At 53.8% G+C, this 25,596-nt stretch carries 20 protein-coding genes, 5 tRNA genes and 1 pseudogene; 12 read left to right on the top strand and 14 right to left on the bottom strand.

The window, feature by feature from the left end; translation table 11 throughout:
• Positions 1 to 14 precede the first annotated feature (14 nt).
• The 12 genes and pseudogenes from J3D54_RS28280 to J3D54_RS28225 all read right to left on the bottom strand — a co-directional run bounded on the left by J3D54_RS28280 (position 15) and on the right by J3D54_RS28225 (position 14,908).
• On the bottom strand, positions 15 to 1,139 hold the full coding sequence (locus J3D54_RS28280) for an alpha/beta hydrolase (RefSeq protein ID WP_253425629.1): 1,125 nt from the start codon (positions 1,137 to 1,139) through the stop codon (positions 15 to 17).
• A 156-nt stretch (positions 1,140 to 1,295) separates the two neighbouring features.
• Positions 1,296 to 2,321: a C45 family peptidase gene (locus J3D54_RS28275; RefSeq protein WP_253425627.1), complete on the bottom strand. Its 1,026-nt coding sequence runs from the start codon at positions 2,319 to 2,321 to the stop codon at positions 1,296 to 1,298.
• Complete coding sequence (locus J3D54_RS28270; RefSeq protein WP_253425625.1) at positions 2,318 to 2,932, bottom strand: GNAT family N-acetyltransferase; 615 nt, start codon at positions 2,930 to 2,932, stop codon at positions 2,318 to 2,320. Before J3D54_RS28270 ends, J3D54_RS28275 begins: the two co-directional genes overlap by 4 nt.
• 110 nt (positions 2,933 to 3,042) lie before the next feature.
• The gene (locus tag J3D54_RS28265; RefSeq protein ID WP_253425623.1) at positions 3,043 to 5,058 is read right to left on the bottom strand and encodes a class I tRNA ligase family protein; all 2,016 of its coding nucleotides are present in this window, start codon (positions 5,056 to 5,058) and stop codon (positions 3,043 to 3,045) included.
• 28 nt (positions 5,059 to 5,086) lie between these two features.
• Complete coding sequence (locus J3D54_RS28260; RefSeq protein WP_253425621.1) at positions 5,087 to 6,118, bottom strand: FAD-binding oxidoreductase; 1,032 nt, start codon at positions 6,116 to 6,118, stop codon at positions 5,087 to 5,089.
• Between the two features lie 28 nt (positions 6,119 to 6,146).
• Entirely contained in the window at positions 6,147 to 7,520 is a 1,374-nt protein-coding gene (locus J3D54_RS28255) for a lysine N(6)-hydroxylase/L-ornithine N(5)-oxygenase family protein (RefSeq protein ID WP_253425619.1), read from the bottom strand.
• A 1,498-nt stretch (positions 7,521 to 9,018) separates the two neighbouring features.
• Positions 9,019 to 10,551: pseudogene (locus tag J3D54_RS28250) on the bottom strand (IS66 family transposase).
• Positions 10,552 to 10,569: 18 nt separating this feature from the next.
• Positions 10,570 to 10,929, bottom strand: a complete 360-nt coding sequence (tnpB, locus tag J3D54_RS28245; RefSeq protein WP_019412232.1) for an IS66 family insertion sequence element accessory protein TnpB — start codon at positions 10,927 to 10,929, stop codon at positions 10,570 to 10,572.
• A gap of 189 nt (positions 10,930 to 11,118) precedes the next feature.
• Entirely contained in the window at positions 11,119 to 11,460 is a 342-nt protein-coding gene (locus tag J3D54_RS28240; protein ID WP_253425617.1) for a hypothetical protein, read from the bottom strand.
• Entirely contained in the window at positions 11,457 to 12,437 is a 981-nt protein-coding gene (locus tag J3D54_RS28235; protein WP_253425616.1) for an integrase domain-containing protein, read from the bottom strand. Before J3D54_RS28235 ends, J3D54_RS28240 begins: the two co-directional genes overlap by 4 nt.
• 911 nt (positions 12,438 to 13,348) lie before the next feature.
• Positions 13,349 to 14,671 (bottom strand): integrase arm-type DNA-binding domain-containing protein, encoded by a 1,323-nt coding sequence (locus J3D54_RS28230; RefSeq protein ID WP_253425614.1) that lies wholly within the window; start codon positions 14,669 to 14,671, stop codon positions 13,349 to 13,351.
• 161 nt (positions 14,672 to 14,832) lie between these two features.
• Positions 14,833 to 14,908: transfer RNA gene (locus tag J3D54_RS28225), tRNA-Asn, on the bottom strand.
• A 227-nt stretch (positions 14,909 to 15,135) separates the two neighbouring features.
• On the opposite strand from J3D54_RS28225, the gene J3D54_RS28220 reads away from it, so the two are divergent.
• Entirely contained in the window at positions 15,136 to 15,366 is a 231-nt protein-coding gene (locus J3D54_RS28220; protein WP_030132392.1) for a hypothetical protein, read from the top strand.
• Here the strand turns inward: J3D54_RS28220 and J3D54_RS28215 are convergent.
• Both J3D54_RS28215 and J3D54_RS28210 read right to left on the bottom strand, forming a co-directional pair.
• Positions 15,363 to 15,563 (bottom strand): hypothetical protein, encoded by a 201-nt coding sequence (locus tag J3D54_RS28215; RefSeq protein WP_007935214.1) that lies wholly within the window; start codon positions 15,561 to 15,563, stop codon positions 15,363 to 15,365. The genes J3D54_RS28220 and J3D54_RS28215 overlap by 4 nt on opposite strands.
• Before the next feature lie 139 nt (positions 15,564 to 15,702).
• Positions 15,703 to 16,899, bottom strand: a complete 1,197-nt coding sequence (locus J3D54_RS28210; protein ID WP_253425612.1) for an amino acid aminotransferase — start codon at positions 16,897 to 16,899, stop codon at positions 15,703 to 15,705.
• Between the two features lie 336 nt (positions 16,900 to 17,235).
• Here J3D54_RS28210 and uvrB point away from each other — a divergent pair, with 336 nt between their 5' ends.
• The 11 genes from uvrB to J3D54_RS28155 all read left to right on the top strand — a co-directional run bounded on the left by uvrB (position 17,236) and on the right by J3D54_RS28155 (position 25,485).
• Positions 17,236 to 19,251 carry an excinuclease ABC subunit UvrB gene (uvrB, locus tag J3D54_RS28205; protein WP_019582112.1) on the top strand — a complete coding sequence of 672 codons (2,016 nt, stop codon included), beginning with the start codon at positions 17,236 to 17,238 and terminating at the stop codon, positions 19,249 to 19,251.
• 326 nt (positions 19,252 to 19,577) lie between these two features.
• Entirely contained in the window at positions 19,578 to 21,059 is a 1,482-nt protein-coding gene (gene gltX / locus J3D54_RS28200; protein ID WP_018928106.1) for a glutamate--tRNA ligase, read from the top strand.
• A 203-nt stretch (positions 21,060 to 21,262) separates the two neighbouring features.
• Positions 21,263 to 21,338, top strand: a tRNA-Ala gene (locus J3D54_RS28195).
• 79 nt (positions 21,339 to 21,417) lie between these two features.
• A tRNA-Glu gene (locus tag J3D54_RS28190) sits at positions 21,418 to 21,493 on the top strand.
• 53 nt (positions 21,494 to 21,546) lie between these two features.
• Positions 21,547 to 21,622, top strand: a tRNA-Ala gene (locus J3D54_RS28185).
• Positions 21,623 to 21,702: 80 nt separating this feature from the next.
• Positions 21,703 to 21,778, top strand: a tRNA-Glu gene (locus J3D54_RS28180).
• A gap of 182 nt (positions 21,779 to 21,960) precedes the next feature.
• Entirely contained in the window at positions 21,961 to 22,500 is a 540-nt protein-coding gene (locus J3D54_RS28175; RefSeq protein ID WP_253425610.1) for a TetR/AcrR family transcriptional regulator, read from the top strand.
• Positions 22,501 to 22,531: 31 nt separating this feature from the next.
• Entirely contained in the window at positions 22,532 to 23,365 is an 834-nt protein-coding gene (locus tag J3D54_RS28170) for an alpha/beta fold hydrolase (RefSeq protein ID WP_253425608.1), read from the top strand.
• A gap of 48 nt (positions 23,366 to 23,413) precedes the next feature.
• Complete coding sequence (locus J3D54_RS28165) at positions 23,414 to 23,851, top strand: thioesterase family protein (RefSeq protein ID WP_253425606.1); 438 nt, start codon at positions 23,414 to 23,416, stop codon at positions 23,849 to 23,851.
• Between the two features lie 97 nt (positions 23,852 to 23,948).
• Positions 23,949 to 24,908 carry a tRNA-dihydrouridine synthase gene (locus J3D54_RS28160; protein ID WP_253425604.1) on the top strand — a complete coding sequence of 320 codons (960 nt, stop codon included), beginning with the start codon at positions 23,949 to 23,951 and terminating at the stop codon, positions 24,906 to 24,908.
• Between the two features lie 130 nt (positions 24,909 to 25,038).
• Positions 25,039 to 25,485, top strand: coding sequence for an Hsp20 family protein (locus J3D54_RS28155; protein ID WP_018928101.1), 447 nt, complete (start codon positions 25,039 to 25,041; stop codon positions 25,483 to 25,485).
• The last annotated feature ends 111 nt before the right edge of the window (positions 25,486 to 25,596 follow it).

Genomic DNA, 25,596 nt, shown 5'->3' with positions numbered 1-25,596 from the left:
GCCAAAACACAAACCTATTGGCTTAGCTTATCCAATACACGCCAAATTATTTCAGGTTGATCAATGAGAGTGTAGTGACCGCAGTGCAGACTGCATATTCGTTTATAAGAAATTCCGTGTGACTCTAGGAAATACTCAGCCTCGCGATTGTCGACAATATTGTCCAGTTCGCCTTGAATCAGGTATGTCGACACTCCTTTGAATGTGGCTTTGTTGAACTCCAAATTTATCTTGTTCAAATACCGTTTAGCATAAAACGCCAAAGAGTTGGGTTGCAGGTAGACGCTGTTTATAAGCTTCCTTGCATACCAACTAGGTTTTCTTAATGTGTCGAGAATAACGGCGTCCTGGTCTATAATTGCATTCTCTTCAATGCCATTTGAATTGAGTGAATTTCGGAATAGTCCCGAGTAAATAGAAGAAAATGCGGGCTTGTCTACAACGCTTTGTAGTGCAGTTATCAGTTCGGATTCATATGCTAATAATTTTTTAGTCGTCTTGAAGCTTGGCGATATGCAGACAAATGATTTGGTTTTGATATCTCCTCTATTGACCAAGGAAACTGCGATATCATTTCCATCGCACCACGCTGCCACTGTAATTGAAGAAGACTGAAGACTTTTTAAAATTACTGCCACATTATCGCTGTCCTCTTCGGTCGACCCTATCGCTGTCTGTCGTCCTTCTTCAAAGTCAGTAGAGGAATATTGCGGAATTACAACATCCCAGCGGTGCAAGCCGGGTAGCATTGTTGTCCATACGCGCCATGAAAGTCCTATTGGACCTAAGAGCACCAATGTGCATTTACTGTTGTTAGGATTAATACGTATGAACTTGTTACCTGCAATTTCCTGTGACTCGAACATTGGGGATTGATCGGGGGCTGTTCGGGGGGGCGGACTGGGAAAGCTTTCCTCCTGGTCCAGAATAAGATTAGCGAGTAGTTCACTTCCAGGGTTTATCACGTTGAACATTACTGAAGATTGGTGCTGTTGTTCTAAATGGTTAAGAAACTCCAATTTTTTGCGTAAAGAATCGGCATCCGTCCGTTTGTCGAAGGTGTCCAGGCAAATATTAAAAGACACCTGATGGTCCGTGCGAAACTTTGCGGTCAGATTTTTCAGTACCGTTATGCCCATTATCTTGCCCTGATGATTTCGTTGTTCATAGCGATTAAAATGGCGGGCATCGTATAACGGAAGGCTCGCCTTTTTTTGGTTTGGCCCATCAAATGTAATTTGGCTAACTCAGCGAGTGCATAAGTCTTCCATTTACTTCAAAAAATCTTGAGTAAGTTAATTTAATGAGAACCGGATAGTTTCTGATAGGGACGGATCTCCTGGTCGCAGGTACATTTCCCCTCTACCTGGATACATCACGACTGCGGAGACCGTTCTTTCACGACGGATATCACCGATATCAGAAACGCAAAGTGGCGGTAAAGAGAAGGCGTTGAAACATATTTTCTCATCGTTTGGTATCAGACTTGCTAACTGCGATATTGCATCAAGCCGCCGATTCGAGGAGTTTCGGGCGAACACATTGATTTGATCATCTGAAGCAAAGTCTGGATGCAAGAAGTGGTTTGTATGCGCTACAGGTGATATTTCTAATATGCGAAGTTCATCACCTAACACTTCTACCGCAAGCGCTTGATTCCTGTCGCATAACGTAAATGACCGCGAGCTTGACAATGGAAGCGTCCGAAGTATCTCAACGGCGTCCTCGACCGTACTCACCGTATCCAGCAAATGGCGGATTGCCAAGTACGGAGGAATACCTGGCTGCCAAGCACCGCCTAAAACGAGATTTAGACCTACGGCTAATCCACCGTCATTGATTCCCAAGTAACCCAAAAGGCCACCGTAACTCAGGACAAGGGAGCGCTGGGCGCTCCCCCTAATATCCAGAACGCTGATGAAGTCGTCGAGATTGCCGTTCAAATCCACCGTTTGAGCAAGAATTGGTTCAGCTGCGACAGATGCGAATGTTGAGCAGTCGCCGAGTGTCATTCGGCTGTAACCAATAATTTCTCGGCGTAGTTGCAACATCCAGGCATCTTGGAGCGAGATGCCTGCACCAACTGCTAAACCTTCTACCTCACGAGCGATATCTGGAAGATACTCCTCGACTACGGCTTTATGAGTGTTGATAGTCTTTTCAAGACTATCACTGGTTAACGGCTCTCGAGTTAGCGAATCTATGCGACTACGCCCGTCGTCAACAAACGAACGAAGTGATTCTGCCAATGCTTTGCCATGCTGCTCCCCCCGTTCGAAGGGAGTCCCGTGTAGGTTTACATAGCTAACCGTCTTATTCACAAAACTTTTCTCGTTGCGCTAAATTTTGACTGCTGAGAGAGCTGTGCATTAACATCTGGCCATTCGCTTGCAAGGACGCTATAAAATATTGCATCCCGACGGCGACCACCAGGCATGAAATTAAAGCTTCTTAGGGTTCCTTCTTCTGTAGCACCAATATTTCGCAAACCAGAGCGCGCGCGTGTATTCAATATATCTGTTTTAAACTCAACTCTGAGAGCTTCCAGTTTCTCAAATGCTTGCTCCATCAGAAGAAACTTTGCCCAGTGGTTGATACCCTTCCCACGGAATTCGCTTCCCAACCAGGACCAACCTATTTCTAGCCGTGCTTCTGCCTCGGCCAAATTGCCATAACTCATACTTCCCGCAATTCGTTGAGTTTTTTTGTCAATAACGACATACACCACACGACGACCTGCGGCATGGTCAGAGAGCATCGCGTTGAAAAAATCGTCGAATTCGTCCAGATTACTGACCTTGAAAACAAAATAGGTCCAGATTTCTGAATCCTGCGCTAATGCATAAACAGCTTCTTTGTCTGACTCCAACACCGGACGCAAAAGAACATGTTCGTTTTCCAGGTGTTCAGATATTTGAGATTGCCATTTCATTTATTTTATCCTTGTATGAGTTCTTGAAGACTCGATTTTCAGTGCTAAAAAAATTGAATTAACTGATACTTCTATTAGTTCACAACTGAAGCGTGAGCATCCCCACCACCTCAAGCATCGATTTTTTCTGGTGCGTCTTGCGAGGTTGTTATTGGGAGAGCGAAATAAGTTACCTTGTCTAAGTTAATGTTCGCACCCGGCAAGACCAAGTCGACAGTTTCTGGCCACGCATGGTCCTCAACTTCCGAAATGGCAAAAGCCAATTTTTTGGCAAACCGCGGCATTAGAGGACGCGCTACACGTGAGAGCAACTGAGCTGCTGCCAACTCCAAAGCAATTGAAGTTCGAGCTTCATCTTTCCATTCGCTCGAAACCGCGAGGCGTTTTTGCAGGGATGAAAATGCAATAGTCTCCTCGACGATCTCATTGAGTTTTCGGGCGGCCCGGCGAAGTGAGAAACCATCGGAGTTTAGAGCGTTGCTGATACCTGACAGGTGTTCTGTCAGTTGTGCCAGAAAAGCCGAATGCTCTCGGGTCCATATGCCTGCGTCTGGCGCTTTGCCGCCATATGTCTGGCTAACACGCGTTCCCAAATCCACCAACCAGGTCTGCCAACAACCTATCAAGGTTTCCTTCAGTGCTTTTTCGTAGTCTGCCATACGGAAGTTGGCACGCTCTCCCTCGGGTCGTGTAAGGCAAAGGTAATAACGAACAGCATCAACACTTGAAGGATTGAGTATTTCTTTTCCCCACACAGCGTGACGACGGCTAGTAGAAAACTTTTTTCCGTCAAGAAGATAAAATTCGTTGTAGTGATAGTCGATGTCAGGTTTCCATTCGGGATGCGCTAGGCTGTACAGAGCCGGATAAAGAATCCCATGATAGAAACTGTTGTCATAACCGAAAAAGTGCACAATTTTCCAGTCCTCTTGAGGGGCTTCAGCACGCCATTTTTCATTTAAGCGTGCGCCCAATGCTTCGATCCCATAGAGAAATCCAAAGCTCATTTCAGGCCAGACCCAAATGACTTGGCCGCTCGAGTCCTTTTCTGACGGGGACACCCCCCAATCTGAAAAGTGAGTTACCGGGACGTCTAGGGAAGATCTCTTGAATACTCGTTGCGCCAGTTCTTTAATTCTGGCGGGGACACGGCCTAGTTTATGATGGTCAGCGACAACTTCTGCAAAGTCATGCAGAGGCAGCAAATGTTGCTGCACTTCTGACAAGACCGATGCTTTGTTGCTGATCTTTGATACGGGTGCGATTAGATCCGTAACAATGTTCGGCTCTCCACATTCTTCGCAGATATTGCCATTCGTACCTCCACCGCAGCCTGGACATCCACCAGACACATTAACTTCGTAAAGGTACTCTCCCGTTACGTCATCCACTAGTGCGGTAGCGGTTCGCGACTCGACTTTACCAGACTGCACGATCTTGGAGAAAAATTGCTTGACTCCGGAATGATAGTTTTCAACTGCATCAGTTACGGTGTATTGATCTATTTCTATATCCATGGCTCGCAGTGTTTCTCGTATTTCCATGGAATAATGTGCCGCCACTTCTTCAGGTGTCGAACCTTCTCGTTTAGCTAATGCGACAACGTAGCTTTGATAATCGTCAGAACCAGTAAGGTGCCAAGCACGGTTACCCACTAATCGTTGATACCTTACATAAGCATCGGCACCAAGGTAGGGACCAGACAAGTGCCCAAGGTGTAAATCACCATTTGGGGTGGGAGGTGTTGAAAATACAAATTGTGGACGACCTTGATGGTTCTGTCTTTCTTTTGAAAGTGCGGAACGTACTGCCCATTTGGCATCTCTCCAATATTGCAGGAAAAACACCAGATCAGTCGTAGAGGTGTTGGTTATTACATGGGACTCAAAGGGCTCAAACAGCGCGACAGTACCAGCTTTCACCTGATGACGATGACCATTAACCAGCAGTTCGCCTTCCCCGGCGACAATTACAAAGAATTCAGTCTCATCATGTTGATGACTGTTGGACGATTGACCGGGCAACACCCGTCCCCATCCTGAATTAAAAACCAGTCCTTCCAGGCTGTTCGTCTGAATTCCAAATGCGTCGGACAGGGTGTTCGCATCATATTGATTGATGATCATTTGTACACTCCATGTATAACTAAAATATTTAGATGAGTTTTACTACTTGTGCTGCAATCGCAGGCGCCAAGCGATACCCGGAGCCATTGGCTCCTCCCGCAAATATGAGTCCAGTGCCATCCAGTGCTTCGACTATTGGTTCTCGGTTTGAACTATAGGCATCGCAGAACACGCGACCAGAGCTGATTCTTTCAGCAAATTCTGGCATGTAGCGTGACAAAATTGATCTTGCTTCAGTTAGGTCTTGCTCAGAAATGGAACGGCTAATTGTTCCAGGGTCTACATCCCATTCATTACAGGTGTAGCTAAATAGCCAGTGACCTCGATCATGACGAGGCAGCAGAAAAGCATCTTCGTTGTGAAATACTGTCATGCCATCTGTAGTTGAAACCGGAGCTTCGATATGAACGGCTACGATTTTCTTTATTTTAATAGGCAGATCGAATAAAAAATGTCGCCAGGCAGGTTCGTTAACCCATGAGCCGGGCGCAAGGACGACCTTATCGGCGCGGATCTTCTCTCCAGTACTAAGGGTTAGACAATAATCATCGCCTAGAGAAATTTTATTGACCCGGACACCTTCAAAAAGTGATATATGGTTGCGTAGGCGCTTGAAAAGTTGCGCGGTTAATCCGGCAACATCAGCGAAACTCGCATTATTCACCCGCCATATCATGGAATCGCTAGGGATGGATATGCCAGCTAATTCCGGGGCCTCCCGAGGAATCGAGGTTAATTCGGCCTTGGCCAAGTAGCACAGTTCGATCTGCGATTGCTGTTCGGGTGAAGCTATCAGTGTCATGGGTACCGGAAATATTGGCGCTCCAGACTCTGCTTTCAGTTGTAGATAATACTCCTGACTTTGCTCGGCCATGAAACGTACACGCTCTGATACCCCTCGCGGAAAATGTACCCCGGCCGATCGAGTTGTAGCCCCGGTGCCAATCAGATCTCGCTCCAGAACAGTGATCGATTTCTCTGGATACTGTTCTGCCAAGCGAGTCGCAATCATAGCGCCCACGATACCGCCGCCAACAATTGCAATATCTGTTGAAGTCATAATGAGTCCCACTATTAACTTAGGTTGCTTAGCGTCCGTTAGACATTACTTTTAAAGTATCGAACCCGATTAATGATGAGACGGTACTTTCTGTTACCTCATCAGGTTTTAGTCCTTTCCATGTTATGAACGAGGACAGTTGCTCTTTGGGTTGGGCTTTATCGAGGAGTCGTCCAACAATGCGCTGCGCCCGCCAGGCATTCAGACTTAAATTGACATCAGGAAGCCCACGCTGGCCGCGCACACCATTTTGCATAAATATGTTTCTATTCGCCGGTCCATCCCACTGTACTGCGAAATCATCATCCACTACGTACTCACCGCCTTCGCTGCGCAGGCGTTCTTTCAGTGGCGCAAGAAAGTCCTTACTTGCGGGGCTAAAGCCGGTGGCCCAAACTACGGCATCGATCTCCAGAGTTTCGAGTTGTTCTGGAAAGTCGTTATGGATCAACGTCAACTTCCACTCGCCGGCTATATCTTTCGAAGGTGTAATATCTAGGACGTTGCGGTTTGGGTATAAGCCTATAGCACGTCCATCATTATCGACGAAGCGAGAATAGTAAATTTTCTGATATATCGCTCGTAGCGTGTGTTCGGATATCCCATCGGAGGTCAGGATGTTTTCCTTAATTGTTTTATTCCGGACACTGGGGGGGAGTTGATTAAAGTAGTTAGAGTAATCTGGAATGAAGGTGTCATTGGTGAAGGTTGAATCATCGATCGGGGAAAAGTTTCTACGGCGCGAAATCCAGCAGATCTGGGACGGGCGCTCGTGAAATGGTCTGGACAGAAGGTCCAGGAACACCTCCGCGCCAGATTGTCCACCGCCAACGACAGCAACTCGTTTACCTGCAAGATTGGAGGACTTCTGCAGATATTCACAAATGTGAAAATTCTCTTTTCCAAGGTGCGGCTTAGCAAACTCTGGCACCCAAGGTTGGGTACCCACGCCAATAGCTATATTGTTGGCGGTGATGGTGCGTTTATTAGTCTTAATGATAAAAACGTCATTGAAATTAATATGCAGAACTTTTTCGCCGAATATTACGTTTTCATTTTTCTCGGCAGCCCAAGCTAAGTAGTTTCTAAATTCTCGACGGGGTACCTGAGCGAATTGGGCATTGAGAAAGTGATAAATTCGCCCTTGGTCATGAAGATAGGAAAGAAAAGTAAAGCGGTTCGTTGGATCAGAAAGGCTGGCCAGGTCTTTAAATATTGAAACCTGCAATGTAGCTCCATCCAGCATCTGTTCGTCGTGCCAAGAGAACTGCTGCTTTTGATCAATAAACAAATTTGGAGCTTTCTCGTTGTTGTGGAGTAACGCTGCCAGGCTCAAATTTGCGGGGCCAGCGCCGATTCCGACGAGATGATAATGTTCCATTTCCATGTTTACGACGTCCATGACTGAGCACCTTGCGCTGATATCTGAAGCATTCATTAGAGTTGATGTCCTTACTCAAAACTTCCCTGTAACACTTGCAAAGTGTTGCTGAGTTACAGATGGATTTCTCAACCGCCGCGCGCACTCGTACCGTGACGCCCAGCGATGCCGAGTGCCACTAGATGACTTATGCGTTAGATATAGTAAGTCTGATTTTATTTTTTGTTGCGCCGCAAGGACTACATGCCTACCTCAGCATGCATTTTATCCACAACCAAAACTGCATTTTGTGCGAGCCATATACTTGACTCAACGGACCCGTTTTTATGGAGCGAAGCGCAAGCATTTCGGCCTAGACGCTTTAGTAGCCATGTAAAGAAAAGGGTATGAAAAATCACTAAGTATTTTATAGGCGATACTATGTGCTAGATCGATAGCCTGATCTGGGTTGATCGTTCAATCGAATGATTTACACGAATTTATGGTCAGCCGGCAGGTAGCAAGCTGTGACCAAATCTTCAAGGGAGGGATAAATCCACTGGAAGTGCCGTGATAAATTGAAAAATCATTTACGCATTTTTTAGTGCGTATTCCATAAACACGGTCTAATTAGACCTCAAAAAAACTTACCATCCATAGTCTGATATCTCAACTCTGCACATGTCGCGAAGGGGCAGGGGTTACTTGTGGGCCAATCGTAATTGACCGCATTCATTCGGTCAAATCCAAATTCACTTTTTTAAGTGCTTATCACTTAAAACATATATAAAACAGTGAGTTACAGGTCATTTTTGTGTCGGTAATTGGACGTTTCTCATTTTCGTTAACTACACTTTCCAAGCTAGGTCTATAGAGTTATGTACTGAGCAATACCTGTCTATACAAGGCGTTCGAGTCTCTTTGATCTGGATTTGTCTTGCACCAATGCGGTGCACCACAGATTCAGTCATCTGTCGGTAGTGCGTTTTTTTGCAGCGTTTTGCTTTTTTTCAACTCGGGATGGTATTGGATTACCATTTTTCCTGCTGTTAACGATCGATGCTAATGCCCGCTAAAGTCTCTTTGCTCCCATTTTCCTTGCCTGACGAGATGTTCCATTCGAGAATTTCGCGCTACCACTTCCTATCAGGTAACAGGACCGCGAGCGAAATCTTCACTGAATTTTTCTACTCAAGTGACATTTAAGAAAATAGATACTCTGGCAAAGAGCTTGCAATGCTGCCAGAAAAAAAACGATGATCGCGAACAAGCTGTTGACTCTCTTTGTTGCTGAACAAGATGCAACAAATGAGGCGAAAAAGAAGAGATTTAGGTATTTTGACGTAGTGTCCGTCAAACCAATCTAGTAGTTGTACCGATAAGTCTACCCCCTGACTGATGGATTCTTAGTCAAATTCCAATCGTCCCTGAGCGGCTGCAATTGACCCAATATAGATGGTGAGAGACTGCTATTGGCCGATTCTGTTGAAAAAATGTAAGCGCTCCATAAACCCCACCTGTTCAAAAATAGGCGGCGCGCTTAGCTAAGCGATGCGGGCGAGCAGTTCGACGGCAGCAAGGCTTCGTAATCTTCAACCGAGGTTGCCTGTGGCAGGCGCTCAAGTGCGTGGCGCAGCCACGCATAGGGCTCTTGGCCGTTGGCTTTAGCCGTCTCGACCAAACTGTAAAGTTGAGCGCTGGCCGTCGCGCCTTTGGGCGTGTCGCTGAACAGCCAGTTCTTGCGCCCGATCACGAAGGGCCGGATCGCACGCTCGGCCGCATTGTTGTCGATCGGCAAATAACCGGCTTCGGTGTAGCGCACCAACTTGATTCAGTTGCTGGCCAAGTAGCTGATGGCTTTGCCCAGTGCATTTTGCGCCGTCACTTGTGGCTGGGTTTTCTCCAACCATGTTTGCAATTGGGCCAACACCGGCAGGCTGTTTTGCTGTCGGCTTTCGTGGCGATGTTCATCGCCGACTTCTTTTAAATCTCGCTCGATACCGTACAGCTGGTTGATCAGATTCAGGGCGATATCGGCACGCCCGGTTTTACCTTTAGGCTGCACCTTTTGCGCCTCGACAAACTTGCGTCGTGTATGGGCCCAACAGCCTAAACGTTCGACACCGGACTGCGCGCCCAAGGCGTTGTAACCAGCATAATCGTCGGTCATCAGGTAGCCGCGATAACCTTTGAGCAGGCGCGACGGAACCTCCTGCGCCCGGCTGGTTGAGTAGTCAAAAAGGATCACAGGCTGATTAGGCGGTCCGCCGGTTTGCACCCACATCCAGGATTGACTGGTCGGCTCTCGATCAGGCTCTTTCATCACCTGCACACGCGTTTCGTCGCAGTGGATGACGCGACTTTCCAGCAGTCGATCCCGCATCAAGTTGAGCAAGGGTTGCAGGTGTTCGCCGCACTGGATAACCCAGCGCGCCAAGGTCTGGCGTGGGATATCGATACCGTGGCGGCCCAGCACTTTTTCGAAGCGGTGAAGCGGTAAGCCGTCGACGTATTTGGTCGTCAGCAGCATCGCCAGGACACTTGGGCTGGCCATGCTTTTTTCAATCAGTTGAGCGGGCTTGTCCGCGGTAACCGGTGCGGTTTCGCAATCGCGGCAACCGTAGATCTTGCGGACATGTTTGATCTCACGGATCTGCATCGGCACGATCTCCAGCTGCTCGCTGATTTCCTCACCAATGGTGTGCTTGCGGCAACCGCAGGCGCAGGTCAGTTCGTGCTCGGGCAGTTCGTGGATGACTTCGATGCGCGGAAGATCGGCGGGCAGAGGCTTGCGTTTACCGCGATGTTTGGTCGGAGCGACAACCTGTTCTTCCACCGTTTCGTCGACAGACTCGGCCACGCTTTCAACTTCGTTGAACAAGGCCATTTGCGGAGTCGCGGGATCGGCTGTCTGCTCTGACTTACGCCCGAAAAGGCGCTGACGCGACAACGCGTTTTCTTCTTCAAGATGAACGATCTTGCCCTTATCCGACTCGCGCTCACTCAGCATTTGCTCAAGCAGTTGCTTGAGCAAAGCAGGGTCGTCAGGAAGGTCTTTGGGCATGGAAATCATGCCCTGGATTATACCGAATCAGGCGACAAATCGAGGCGTCAAAACTTGATGCGGGCGGTTGCGCCACAAATCAAAACCGTCCAATAACCAGTTGAGTTCTTGAACCGTCAGCACGATGGCTTCATCCGAACAATCCGGCGATGTTTTGAAGCGCTCGGACTCCAGCCGCTTTAGCCAAAGGCAAAAACCGTTGCGCTCCCAATACAAAATTTTCACTCGGTTTCGAGGCTTGTTGAGGAACACGAAAAGTACCGGGTCAAACACCGCGACCTTAATGTCCAGTTCGACCAGAGCGGCGAGGCCATCGATGGATTTTCGGAAGTCGACGGGTTTGGGGTAGAGATAGACTTTTTCGACTTTTGCGTCGGGACGCATCATGAGGTGCTGGCTCCGGAAAGGAATCGAGAGCACAGCATCGGGGATCAGGTGGCGGCTTTGAATGTGGGGTTCATGGAGCGCTTACGAAAAAATCGCCTCCGGTAGTTTCGAGGCATTTCCAGGGGGTACTTGACCCCTTACCCAAAGAGAGATCGTTGCGTATACGCGATTTTAGAAGGTCGTTTTTCACTACATCGGTAACGCAACGTTGAAAGCCGACGTCTTCAACAGAATCGGCCGGTTGTTGACCTTCGCCTGGCGGTTGAACTTCCAGGACTTTCCTAGGCGATGAGCAAGCGTGTGCACGGTCAGCAGATAGTAATAGCGCGTCGATTCAGCGTGCTGGTTCACATGGTGATTTAGGAACCATGCGAGATGCTTTTGCTGCCAAGTCCATGGATTGTCGCGTTGCCAGCGATAATATATCGCCGCTTGAATGGCCTTCGCCTGACGCAGGTGGCGTTGGCGTGTGGTATGAGATCCAGTCAGGACGCCCGCCAGAAACAGCTCCATATCGAATGCGTTACTCATGCTCGGCCCCCGATGTAAGCCGACACCACATCAATACGACCGTGCCCCAACTCAAAGCTGATTTGTGCTCGAGCCTGCTGATCGAGATGTCGGTCGAGTTGATAGCAACGACCACCGTTGATTGGTGCCGGATGATGGGTGATTTGCTCATAGCGTTCGCATGCATAGGCCGCCCGCAATTCGTGAAAGCCTTTGAGCCCGTGCTTATGAAGAATGTCCCGGGCAGGGCGGACGGTTCTCCGTTGCAAATCGAGGTAGCTTTCGTGCGGTGCCAACAGGTTGCGGCTACCGTCAGGCGATACTTGAAGGGTGAATGCCAGTGCGTCGCGGATGTGCTCATCCATCGTTATCCACCGAGGAGCCGAAGCTCCCGAGCGGCCACCTTTGGTGCCGTCCTGGATGTTGATCCTCTCGAGTTGCCTAGCCTCACCTTGCAGTCGGGGTAGGTTGGCCAAAATGGCCTCACGCATGCGCATTCCGGTTGCTCGCGCCAACTGCGCGATGGCGGCGGCACGCGGCTGCTGGTGTGCGCAAAGCACCTCTACGATCTTCTTAACGTATTCGCGGTCTTGGCCTTGCGGAACCGAGCAACGAACACTGGTGCGCCGCATTCCCAGCGCCGTACTCGGACTCGGCACTTTCACATACAGATCACCGCGAAGCGCGGCCATGGTCCGATTCACACTGGATAACCGGTTTTGCGCAGTGGCGATGCCGATAGCACCTTGTTCAACTTGCTGGCGCAGATGCTCGGAGTAGTCCAACAAGGTCTGCCGATCAATCTGTCGCGCATCGTTGACGCCAGGCCCATCCTCAGACCGACACCAGCGTACAAATGCCTGCCAGCGATCACTGTGCGCCTTGACCGTGCCGTAGTGCCCGTCGCCAAACAGATCTTTCAGCGCCTGCGGCCCGGCATAACTCAGTTGCCGGCCATAGCCAAAATTGCGTCCATCTCGCCTGTCCACCAGTGCCATGATCGAACTCCTCTTGAAGCCAAAGCTTTTAAAACATTCCCCACGTCATCCCGCCAAGAATGTTGAGTGTTATCAGGGATCAAGGCCCCTGCGACCTGTGAGGGTTGTCCCCTAACGCGGGACTGACGGCTCTTTACGACCGGGAGCTTGGGCATCTCATGATCTAGCCTCCTGAGCACCTCCGAAGAGGTGGGCGGGTGGAGGCTGCACTGGCTGACGAAACCGGTGCCGCGAGATCTTGAGTCAGGTGAAGGCAGGGATGCGATGACCGGGGCATGCCTGACTGTCAGTCAGGTGCAGTCCATTCCTTGGGCTGCGGCACCATCATCTGCATCGCTGTTGCCGGTGACTTCGGTGTTTGTCACGCCGATTGTCACGAGGGGGAATGCGGCAAAGCCTTGTACGAGTTGGGCTGCAGCAGCGGTAGGAGCGCCCGTCTCTTTCCGGAAGAAAGAGACGGGCGCAGGTTGGCGCAAGGAAATGGCCAAGCGGATAGGTTGCTGCAGGGCGGCTATGAAACGGGATGAGTTGCCGCAGTGGGCACACTGGTAAAAGTAGGCATCCATCACATTGCAGTGACCGTGCGAGCCGCCGGACGCTAATCGCACTTTGGGAGAGCCACCACGGTATGGCGTAGCCTCAAAGGTTCTGGCTACCTGGGTTGCTGTCAACGACAGCGCTTTGCCCGATCTTTTCTACGCTTGTGGAGAATTCGGGTCAAGGCTCGAATTTTCGGGAGTTCTTCGGCTGTGGATGAAATTATCCACCGGTGGAAATCATTGGTTTTCCACAGACAGTTGCGTGGGCTTTAGATTTTTTAAGTGAGGTCCATCCAAGCAGGGCGGCTTTGCAGCCCTGTTTGGATGGACCCGCGTGGACAAGCAGATCACTGAGATATGAAGACCGAGCGCTTACTCGGTTGCGCCACGTTTTGCTTTTAGGCGAGTGACATTCGCCCCCGTCTGATTGGCGAATTCGCGTGGGCTGACATGCTTATGCTGATTAGCCTCAAGGTAGCGACTCCACCAGTTCATGATCAGCCTGCGCTCCTCGATGAACTCGGCCTTGTGGATGTAAGCGGCGCGGACGTTGTTGCGTTCCTTGTGGCTCATCTGCCGCTCGATGGCTGTGTCCGTCCACAAACCGGACTCGATCAGTGCGCTACAGGCCATCGAACGAAACCCATGCCCACAGATCTCGGATTTGGTGTCGTACCCCATCTTCCGAAGCGAGCTGTTCACAGTGTTTTCGGACATTGGTTTCCAAGACTTGGTATCGCCTGCGAACACCAAGTTAAATTTGCCAGTGATTGCGTGGATCTGCTCGAGCAGGGCGATCGCTTGCGGCGATAAGGGTACAAGATGGATATCGCCTGCCATCTTCGTACCTCTTGTGGAAAAGGGTACGCCTTCCAACGCTGGTCGCGTGTCGGGAATTTCCCAGACGCCACGTTTGAGGTCGAACTCGTTCCAGCGGGCGAAGCGCAGCTCGCTGGAGCGTACAAACACGTGCAGCGACAGCAAGACCGTCAGCTGGGTAAGTGCGCGGCCTTTATAGGTGTTGATCCGTTCCTGCAATTCAGGCAAGCGGGATAAGGATAAAGCAGGGCGGTGGACGACCCGCGAGGCTTTGATCGAGCCTACGAGGTCGTAAGCAGGGTTTACGGTGATAAGCCGGAGGCGCTTTGCCTCGCGCATGATGCTCTGTAGGTAGTTTTGTACCCTTAAAGCAATGTCTATCGTTCCGCGCTTCTTAATCGCGTCCAGGGGCCGCATAAGGTCGTGGGTATCAAGGTCGACAATGGCGCGGGTGCCGATCAGCGGGAAGAGGTGAGTTTTGAGGCGGCTCATCACTGTCTTGGAATAGTCCGGTGCCCACTTAGCTGACATTTCCGTGTGCCAGCCGAGGGCAACGCTTTCAAAGGTGCGGCCTTTGATCAGAGCGTCCGTCTTGGCTTGGTTCTTGGCTCCTATAGGGTCAATGCCATCCGCCAGCATTCGCTTGACCTCCAAGCGCTTGCGGCGCGCATTCGCGAGGCCAACGATGGGGTAGTTGCCGAATGAGGTCAGTCCTTCCCGGCCATCAGGTTTGACGTATCTGAGACGCCAGCCTTTGCGGCCATTGGGTTGGACTAGAAGGTAAAGGCCGTCGCCGTCGAAAAGCTTGTAGGCGCGGTCTGTGGGCTTGGCCGAACGGCAAGCGGCGTCGGAGAGTGGAGCGGTAGTGCGCGACATAAGGGTACTCCCTTTTATCGAACTGACCTTTATCCCAAACTCTACCCTTAAAATGGCTGGTATCCACCGGAATCCGACAGAACGCCAAAACGAAAAAACCCGCCAGAAGGCGGGTTTTCAGGGGTTTCAGAGATTTTGAAAGCCTTCTCTGGAACCTTGTCTGGCTCCACGACCTGGACTCGAACCAGGGACCCAGTGATTAACAGTCACTTGCTCTACCAACTGAGCTATCGCGGAATGACGTGTATGTTACTGATTCAAAAAGAGAAGTCAAGCCTCTGTTGGCAATTTGATGTTTTCATCGGATCAGAGGGAGGTTTATCGGCCATCGGCGGTTACCAGAAGCGCGGCAGAGGTCTACCATGGCTGCCCGGAAGTGGTGACACGCGCTGCCGGCCCTCAGCCGAAAAGGTACGCGCCATGAATCACCCAGCCTTCACACCCCGAAACAGTGGGGTGTTTGCATGAGCATCGCTCAGATCAGCCTGCCCAAAGGGGTCGGCCCGCACGCCGAGAAACTGTTCGACGCAATTACTCAGGCCAGCACCGCTGACGAGCTGAACCGCGCAGGCGGCAAAGCCGAAGGTTTTGTCCTGGGCCTGGAAAGCACCAAGGCGATCAAAAGCCAGGTGGCCGAATCGCTTTATGTCGCCTATGACGACGCGGCCAGCCAGCGTGCGAGCGAATTGGTCTAACCGCCAAAGGTGATGGTGCCGAGCATCAACTTGGCATACAGCATCGTGGCGGCCAGTTGCACCAGCCACAAGGCCAGACCGCCAAGGAACACGCCCGCAGCCACTTGCAGCACCAGGTTATTACCGCGTTTGGCCGAGGAGCGGGGCACGAAGTGGTCCAGCTCGTCGCGGTCGGCGCGTAGGTCGTCGTTTTTCATGTGGGTTCTCGCAAGAATTCTCGGGTGTACATAAAGCCTGTGGGAGTTTAAAGGGCGCAGCGGCTGCTTTGAGATTTATCTGAGGCCAATAAAAAACGGGAAGCCATTTTGGCTTCCCGTTTTCATGTCACACGACGACTCAGATCACCTGAACGATGGCCTTGGTCACGGCGTCGATGTTGCTCTGGTTCAGCGCGGCCACGCAGATGCGGCCGGTGTCCAGGGCGTAGATGCCGAACTCGTTGCGCAGACGGGTCACTTGCTCAACCGTCAGGCCGGAGTAGGAGAACATGCCGCGCTGGCGACCGACGAAGCTGAAATCGCGCTGTGGAGCGTTTTTCGCCAGCAGGTCGACCATCTGAGTGCGCATGCCGCGAATCCGCAGGCGCATTTCTGCCAGTTCTTCTTCCCACTGGGCGCGCAGTACCGGGCTGTTCAACACGGCGGCGACGATGCTTGCACCGTGGGTTGGCGGGTTGGAGTAGTTGGTGCGGATCACGCGTTTGACTTGCGACAGCACGCGAGCGCTTTCTTCTTTCGAATCGCTGACGATCGACAGGGCGCCAACGCGCTCGCCGTACAACGAGAAGGATTTGGAGAACGAGCTGGAAACGAAGAAGGTCAGGTCCGACTCGGCGAACAGGCGCACGGCAGCGGCGTCTTCATCGATACCGTCGCCAAAGCCCTGGTAGGCCATGTCGAGGAACGGCACGTGACCTTTGGCTTTCACCACTTCCAGCACGTTTTTCCAGTCTGCCGGGCTCAGGTCGACGCCGGTCGGGTTATGGCAGCAAGCGTGCAGCACAACGATGGAGCCGGACGGCAGGGCGTTCAGGTCTTCCAACAGGCCTGCGCGGTTAACGTCGTGGGTGGCGGCGTCATAGTAGCGATAGTTCTGCACCGGGAAGCCGGCGGTTTCGAACAGCGCGCGGTGGTTTTCCCAGCTCGGGTCGCTGATCGCCACGACGGCGTTCGGCAGCAGTTGCTTGAGGAAGTCGGCACCGATTTTCAGCGCGCCAGTACCGCCGACGGCCTGGGTGGTGATGACCCGGCCGGCAGCAATCAGCGGCGAATCATTGCCGAACAGCAGTTTCTGCACGGCCTGGTCGTAGGCGGCGATGCCGTCGATCGGCAAGTAACCACGGGAAACGTGTTGAGCGGCGCGAATCGTCTCGGCTTCGACAACGGCACGCAAGAGAGGAATTCGCCCCTGCTCGTCGCAGTAAACACCGACCCCCAGGTTGACCTTGGTGGTACGGGTATCGGCATTGAATGCTTCGTTGAGGCCCAGGATTGGATCGCGTGGTGCCATTTCGACAGCGGAGAACAGGCTCATTATTGCGGCGGCTCTGAATGGAGTGTGGAGGGACGTGTCGCGCTCCAGCCGAATGCACTAGAGCGGTGCACAAACGGGGAGCTAGTATAGAGGCCATCAGTGATTGATGGCGACAGGCGATTCGGCTTTTACGGTAAGTTTTTCGAATTATTTTTCGATCGTTGGTCGAGTGGCATCGTCAAAGGTTTTACCCGATGTAGGACGTTTGCCTTGAAAGCAGTGGCAAACGGCTCCACATTGAGCACAATCCAGTTTTTTCCTCGGGCGACATCGGTCGTTTGCGGTCTTTCTCGTTCCTGTCCGGTGTAGCCGGGCAAGAGTGAACCAGAGGTATGTATGTCTGAATTCCAGCTAGTCACCCGCTTCGAGCCCGCCGGCGATCAGCCGGAAGCCATCCGTCTGATGGTCGAGGGCATCGAGGCCGGGCTGGCGCACCAGACGCTGCTCGGTGTGACCGGCTCGGGCAAGACCTTCAGCATCGCCAACGTGATCGCCCAAGTGCAGCGCCCGACGCTGGTGCTGGCGCCGAACAAGACCCTGGCGGCGCAGTTGTACGGCGAGTTCAAGGCGTTCTTCCCGAACAACGCCGTTGAATACTTCGTGTCCTATTACGACTACTACCAGCCCGAAGCCTATGTGCCGTCGTCCGACACCTTTATCGAGAAGGATGCCTCGATCAACGACCACATCGAGCAGATGCGCCTGTCCGCGACCAAAGCGCTGCTGGAGCGCAAAGACGCAATCATCGTCACCACGGTGTCGTGCATTTACGGTCTGGGCAGTCCGGAAACCTATCTGAAGATGGTGTTGCACGTGGATCGCGGCGACAAGCTCGACCAGCGTGCGCTGCTGCGTCGCCTGGCCGACCTGCAATACACCCGCAACGACGTGGACTTCGCCCGGGCGACTTTCCGGGTGCGCGGCGATGTGATTGATATCCACCCGGCGGAATCCGATTTTGAGGCGATCCGCATCGAGCTGTTCGATGACGAAGTGGAGAGCCTGTCTGCCTTCGATCCGCTGACGGGCGAAGTCATTCGTAAACTGCCGCGCTTCACCTTCTATCCGAAGAGCCACTACGTAACGCCGAGGGAAACCCTGCTCGACGCCGTCGAGGGAATCAAGGTCGAGTTGCAGGAGCGCCTGGAATACCTGCGCTCCAACAACAAACTGGTGGAAGCCCAGCGGCTGGAGCAACGCACCCGTTTCGACTTGGAGATGATTCTCGAGCTGGGTTACTGCAACGGCATCGAAAACTACTCGCGCTACCTGTCGGGCCGTGCATCCGGCGAGGCGCCACCCACTTTGTTCGACTACCTGCCGGCCGACGCCTTGCTGGTGATCGACGAATCCCATGTCAGCGTGCCGCAGGTCGGTGCCATGTATAAGGGCGACCGGTCCCGTAAGGAAACGCTGGTGGAATACGGCTTCCGCCTGCCATCGGCGCTGGATAACCGGCCGATGCGTTTCGATGAGTTCGAAGGCATCAGCCCGCAGACAATATTTGTCTCGGCCACGCCGGGCAACTACGAGGCGGAACACGCAGGGCGCGTGGTCGAGCAAGTGGTACGTCCGACCGGCCTGGTGGACCCGCAGATCGAAATCCGTCCGGCGCTGACTCAGGTCGACGACTTGCTCTCGGAAATCACCAAGCGTGTGGCCCTGGAAGAGCGGGTGCTGGTGACCACGCTGACCAAGCGCATGTCCGAGGATTTGACTGATTACCTGGCCGACCACGGCGTGCGCGTGCGTTATCTGCACTCGGACATCGACACCGTGGAACGGGTCGAAATCATCCGTGACTTGCGTCTGGGCACCTTCGATGTGTTGGTGGGGATCAACCTGCTGCGTGAAGGCCTGGACATGCCGGAAGTCTCGCTGGTGGCGATTCTTGATGCCGACAAAGAAGGCTTCCTGCGCTCCGAACGCTCGCTGATTCAGACCATCGGCCGGGCGGCGCGAAATCTCAATGGTCGGGCGATTCTCTACGCGGATCGCATCACCGGTTCCATGGAGCGGGCGATTGGCGAGACCGAGCGTCGTCGCGACAAGCAGATTGCCTTCAACCTGGCCAATGGCATTACCCCGAAGGGCGTGTTCAAGGACGTCGCCGACATCATGGAAGGCGCCACCGTGCCAGGTTCGCGCAGCAAGAAGCGCAAAGGCATGGCCAAGGCTGCCGAGGAAAGCGCCAAATACGAAGCCGAACTGCGCTCGCCGAGCGAGATCACCAAGCGCATTCGTCAGCTGGAAGAGAAGATGTACCAGCTCGCTCGCGACCTGGAGTTCGAAGCCGCGGCGCAGTTGCGCGACGAAATCGGCAAGCTGCGGGAGCGGTTGATCGCGGTTTGAGATGTGCAATGAATGGGCGGGCCTCATCGCGGGCAAGCCCGCTCCCACAGGGTCTGTAGGTGGTCACATATTGGGTGAATATCCTCAATCCTTGTGGGAGCGGGCTTGCCCGCGATGAGGCCCGCCGCAACACTACAAATATCCATTGCGCGCTTCCCAAGCCTTCAGTCCTGCCTGCAACCTCCCGGTAGGCAACACCGTCACCAAGCTGATTCCCCCAATGCAATATTGGCTTATATGCCCCGCTCACTGGAGCCGGGCCGCTATCGCCTGTTACCATTCGCCTCTTGTTTGATCTTCGCTTTTTATTCATTTCGAGACATGCCATGACCACCGTCCGCACTCGCATCGCGCCATCGCCTACCGGGGATCCCCATGTAGGTACCGCTTATATCGCTTTGTTCAACTACTGCTTTGCCAAGCAGCATGGCGGTGAGTTCATCCTGCGGATCGAAGACACCGACCAACTGCGTTCGACCCGCGAGTCCGAACAACAGATTTTCGACGCCCTGCGCTGGCTGGGTATCGACTGGAGCGAAGGCCCGGACGTCGGCGGCCCGCACGGTCCTTACCGTCAGAGTGAGCGCGGCGATATCTACCAGAAGTACTGCCAGCAATTGGTCGACATGGGCCATGCTTTCCCGTGCTTCTGCACCGCCGAAGAGCTGGACCAGATGCGCGCCGAGCAAATGGCTCGCGGTGAAACCCCGCGTTACGACGGCCGTGCGCTGTTGCTGTCCAAGGAAGAAGTCGCGCGCCGCCTGGCCGCTGGCGAGCCACACGTCATCCGCATGAAAGTGCCGACCGAAGGCGTGTGCGTGGTGCCGGACATGCTGCGTGGCGATGTCGAGATCCCGTGGGATCGCATGGATATGCAAGTGCTGATGAAGACCGACGGCCTGCCGACGTACTTCCTGGCTAACGTGGTCGACGACCATCTGATGGGCATCACCCACGTCCTGCGCGGTGAAGAATGGCTGCCTTCGGCACCGAAACTGATCCTGCTGTACGAATACTTCGGCTGGGAACAGCCGCAGCTGTGCTACATGCCGCTGCTGCGTAACCCGGACAAGAGCAAGCTGTCCAAGCGCAAGAATCCGACCTCGGTGACGTTCTACGAGCGCATGGGCTTCATGCCGGAAGCGATGCTCAACTACCTGGGCCGCATGGGCTGGTCGATGCCGGACGAGCGCGAGAAGTTTTCGCTCCAGGAAATGGTCGACAACTTCGACCTGAGCCGCGTCTCGCTCGGCGGGCCGATTTTCGACATCGAGAAACTGTCGTGGCTCAACGGCCAGTGGCTGCGTGACCTGCCGGTGGAAGAGTTCGCCGCTCGCGTGCAGAAGTGGGCACTGAACCCTGAATACATGATGAAGATCGCACCGCACGTGCAGGGCCGGGTTGAAACCTTCAGTCAGGTCGCACCGCTGGCCGGCTTCTTCTTCGCCGGTGGCGTGAATCCGGACGCCAAGCTGTTCGAGTCCAAGAAACTCTCGGGCGATCAGGTTCGTCAATTGATGCAATTGATCCTGTGGAAGCTGGAAAGTCTGCGTCAATGGGAGAAGGACAGCATCACCGCAACGATTCAGGCAGTGGTCGAATCCCTTGAGTTGAAGCTGCGTGACGCCATGCCGCTGATGTTTGCCGCAATTACCGGGCAGGCCAGTTCGGTATCGGTGCTCGACGCGATGGAAATCCTCGGCCCGGACCTGACCCGTTTCCGTCTGCGCCAGGCCATTGACCTGCTGGGCGGCGTGTCGAAGAAAGAAAACAAAGAGTGGGAAAAGCTTCTGGGCGCGATTGCCTGACGGCGTTTGACTCAGTAGGAGCTGCCGAAGGCTCGGGCCGCGTTCGGACGATCTTTTGATCCTGATCTTCGGCGCTTCCCCCGAATTTACGGGGGGAGGGCGGTAAGTGATTGTTATGTCGGCAAAAAATTTTAAATTTTTTGAAAAATAAGTTTGACAGCTTTCCGATGCGCCATTAAGATTCGCCCCGTCCTCAGCGATGAGGGGCTATAGCTCAGCTGGGAGAGCGCTTGCATGGCATGCAAGAGGTCGACGGTTCGATCCCGTCTAGCTCCACCAATTTACACTTCAAGGTCTGGCCACACCGGCCTTGAAGCGATCAACACTCAGCGTTGATCAGTTGTATAGAAGGGTTTGCGTCCCCTTCGTCTAGTGGCCTAGGACACCGCCCTTTCACGGCGGTAACAGGGGTTCGAGTCCCCTAGGGGACGCCAGTTTTACAGAAGCGATGTTGCAAGATGTCGCTCCGCCGCGAGGCGAAAAATCTGGGGCTATAGCTCAGCTGGGAGAGCGCTTGCATGGCATGCAAGAGGTCGACGGTTCGATCCCGTCTAGCTCCACCAATTTTACAGTTCAAGGTCTGGCCACACCGGCCTTGAATCGATCAGCTCTCAGCACTGATCAGTTGTATAGAAGGGTTTGTGTCCCCTTCGTCTAGTGGCCTAGGACACCGCCCTTTCACGGCGGTAACAGGGGTTCGAGTCCCCTAGGGGACGCCACGATTACCCGCTTTGCGGGATTTTTAAGGGTCATTCAATTATTGAATGGCCCTTTTGTTTGTCTGGCGTTTGGCCAAATCTCCTTTTTCCTCAACACTGTTCTTCAGACCAGCGGTCACATCCACGACTTGCGAAAAATTATTATGAGAATAATATTCTAGTCGTAATATTCGGAGGCAACGATGAACGATAAAAAAGCTCAAACCCGCGAACGCATCCTCAAGGCTGCCAGTGCAGCGCTGATCCAGCGTGGCCCGGCCGAGCCGAGCGTGGGTGAAGTGATGGGCGCGGCCGGTCTGACGGTCGGCGGTTTCTACGCGCACTTCGAGAGCAAGGACGCGTTGATGCTGGAAGCGTTCAAGCTGCTGCTCAGCCATCGTCGTGACTTGATCGCCGACATGGATGCCGAGTTGACCGGCGAAGAGCGTCGCGCGTTGGTCGCGGCGTTTTACCTGTCGCGTAAACACCGTGATTCCACCGAGCAGGCATGCCCGGTTCCAGCGTCGATCAGCGAACTGGGCCGTCTGCCGGACGAATTTCGTGTGGCGTTGAATGAGCATGTTGAATTGATGGTCGCGCAGTTGGCGGCCAGCCCCGAAGACATCGACAAGGTCTTGGCCGACATCGCCTTGATGGTGGGTGGTTTGGCGCTGGCGCGGGCGCTGGGGCCAGGAGAGTTGTCCGATCGATTGCTGCGCGCCGCGAAATCGGCGGTGCTGTGACCTAAAGGCATCCAGTCTGAGGAGATGAGCAATGAACACGTTGAGCTGGGTTCGTGGCGTTAATGGCACCTTGGGCTGGTTCGCACCGAAGCTGGTGGCGAGCAAAATGCGTCTGGCATTCATGACTCCGCGGGAGTTGCCGCCGCGTGATTGGGAATTGCCGTTGTTGGCGAAGTCCGAGCGGATCACCTTGCGCTTCGGCCTCTCGGCACTGCGTTGGGGGCAAGGCCCGGCGGTGTTGTTGATGCACGGCTGGGAGGGCCGGCCAACTCAGTTTGCCGCGCTGATCACGGCGCTGGTCGATGCCGGTTACACCGTGGTCGCCCTGGACGGCCCGGCTCACGGTCGCTCGCCTGGACGCCAAGCCAATGTGGTGTTGTTCGCCCGGGCGATGCTTGAAGCGGCCGCTGAACTACCGCCGCTGCAAGCGGTAATCGGTCATTCCATGGGGGGCGCCAGTGCCATGCTCGCGGTGCAGTTGGGTCTGCGCGCCGAAACCCTGGTCACGATCGCCGCCCCGGCGCGAATTCTTGGTGTTCTGCGCGGTTTTGCTCGCTATGTGCGCCTGCCGCCCAAAGCCCGTTCGGCGTTCATTCGTCAGGTTGAAAGAGATGTCGGCATGCGTGCCGCTGCGCTGGATGTCGCGCACTATCAGCTCGACATGCCTGGCCTGATTGTCCATGCCGAGGACGACAGCTATGTCTCGGTCAAGGAATCCCAATTGATTCACGAAGCCTGGTTCGACAGTCGCTTGTTGCGCCTGGAAGAGGGCGGTCATCAGCGAGTGCTGGCCGATCCTCGGGTGATCGACGGCGTGCTCTTGCTGCTGACCGGTCGCAGCCTGCAATCGCGCCAATCGGCCTGAGCTTCCGTTACACTGCCCCGGTCGAAATAATCTGACCGGGAGTGGGGCATGGGCTGGGATCGGGCAACGCCGTTTATCATTGATCTGGAAGTGGGCGCCGAGGACATCGACGGGCTGGGCCACGCGAACAACGCGGTGTACGTGACCTGGCTCGAACGCTGCGCCTGGCGCCACTCGCAACGGCTGGGCCTGGACCTGGTCGAGTACCGGCGGCTGGATCGGGCGATGGCGGTGGTGCGGCACGAGATCGATTATCTGGCGGCGGCCTACGAAGGCGATGAACTGCAATTGGCGACCTGGATCGTCGATTGGGACCAGCGCCTGAAAATGACCCGACACTTCCAACTGATCCGCCCCAGTGACAACTCGACGTTGCTGCGGGCGCAGACCACGTTCGTGTGCATCGAGCTGTCGACCGGCAAGCCCAAGCGCATGCCGGCGGAGTTCATCGAGGGCTACGGCCCGGCGTTGCAAGTTCCAGGCTGACACAGTCCGCACATTTGCCGCCATCCGGTCTGACGAAATACCTTCTGCGCGCCGAAACCAGTAAACTGCCGCACGTTTTTCGTTGAGTGTGTTTTTCATGCAAATTGCTTTGGCGCCCATGGAGGGGTTGGTCGACAACATCCTGCGGGACGTGCTGACCCGTGTGGGCGGTATCGATTGGTGTGTAACCGAGTTCATTCGGATCAACGATCAGCTGCTCACGCCTGCCTATTACCACAAGTTCGGCCCGGAACTGCTGACCGGCGCCCGTACCGCCTCCGGCGTACCGCTGCGGGTACAGTTGCTCGGTTCCGACCCGGTGTGCCTGGCGGAAAACGCCGCACTGGCCTGCGAGTTGGGTTCCGAAGTCATCGACCTGAACTTCGGCTGCCCGGCCAAGACCGTCAATAAGTCGCGCGGTGGCGCTGTCCTGCTCAAAGAGCCTGAGCTGCTCAACGAAATCGTCGAACATGTCCGTCGCGCGGTGCCAGCACACATTCCAGTGACCGCCAAAATGCGCCTGGGCTTCGACAGCCCCGATGGTTCATTGGTTTGCGCCACAGCCCTGGCCGAAGGCGGCGCGGCGCACATCGTGGTTCATGCGCGGACCAAAACTGATGGTTATAAGCCCCCAGCCCACTGGGAATGGATCCCGCGGGTGCAGGACGTGGTCAAGGTGCCAGTGTTCGCCAACGGTGACATCTGGAGCGTCGAGGACTGGCGCCGTTGCCGCGAGATCAGCGGCGTCGAAGACATCATGCTCGGTCGCGGCCTGGTGTCGCGTCCGGACCTGGCCAGGCAGATCGCCGCGGCGCGGGCCGGCGAGGAGGTCGTCGAGATGACCTGGGCCGAGCTGCTGCCGTTGATTCAGGACTTCTGGCTGCAAGCCATGGCCCAGATGACCCCACGCCAATCGCCGGGTCGCCTGAAGCAGTGGTTGGCGATGCTGACCCGTAATTATCCCGAAGCGGTAGAGTTGTTCAGTGTCCTGCGTCGTGAAACCGAACTGGATCACGTCTCGCGTTTACTGGGGCTGCCGGTGTCTGAAGCCGCCTGAATCGGCTTCAAAAAAATCTGAAAATAATCTCTTGAAAAGCAATCAGCGGTCCTTATCTAAGGATTACGCGATGCCGAATCCGGGTCGCGGAGACAAAAAACTTGCTGATTATGTTCAGGAGATTTGAATCATGAGTACTGCATTTTCCCTGGCCCCACTGTTCCGTTCCTCGGTAGGTTTCGACCGTTTCAACGACCTGTTCGAAACCGCCCTGCGCAATGAGCCAGGCAGCACCTATCCACCCTACAACGTTGAAAAATACGGTGATGATCAATACCGCATTGTCGTAGCGGCCGCCGGTTTCCAGGAAGACGATCTGGACCTGCAAGTGGAAAAAGGTGTGCTGACCATCAGTGGCGGCAAGCGTGACGCGGACGAAAACGTCACTTACCTGTACCAAGGCATCGCACAGCGCGCCTTCAAACTGTCATTCCGTCTGGCGGACCACATCGAAATCAAGGCCGCAGAACTGCGCAACGGTTTGTTGAATATCGAGCTGTTGCGAGTGATCCCGGAAGAAGCGAAAGCCAAACGCATCCCGATCAATGGGGCGGAGAAACCGGCTTTGCAGCACTGAGTCATTGGAAGAAATACATTGGTCTGAACAGGCTGTAACCCGCTGAATGAAGGCCCCGACTTGTCGGGGCCTTTTTGTTTTTCGCCAAAAACAGTCCCGCAAGCTTTACCG

It is taken from the genome of Pseudomonas sp. GGS8, assembly GCF_024168645.1.
Lineage (GTDB): Bacteria > Pseudomonadota > Gammaproteobacteria > Pseudomonadales > Pseudomonadaceae > Aquipseudomonas.
This window is presented reverse-complemented; position numbering and strand designations above follow the sequence as displayed.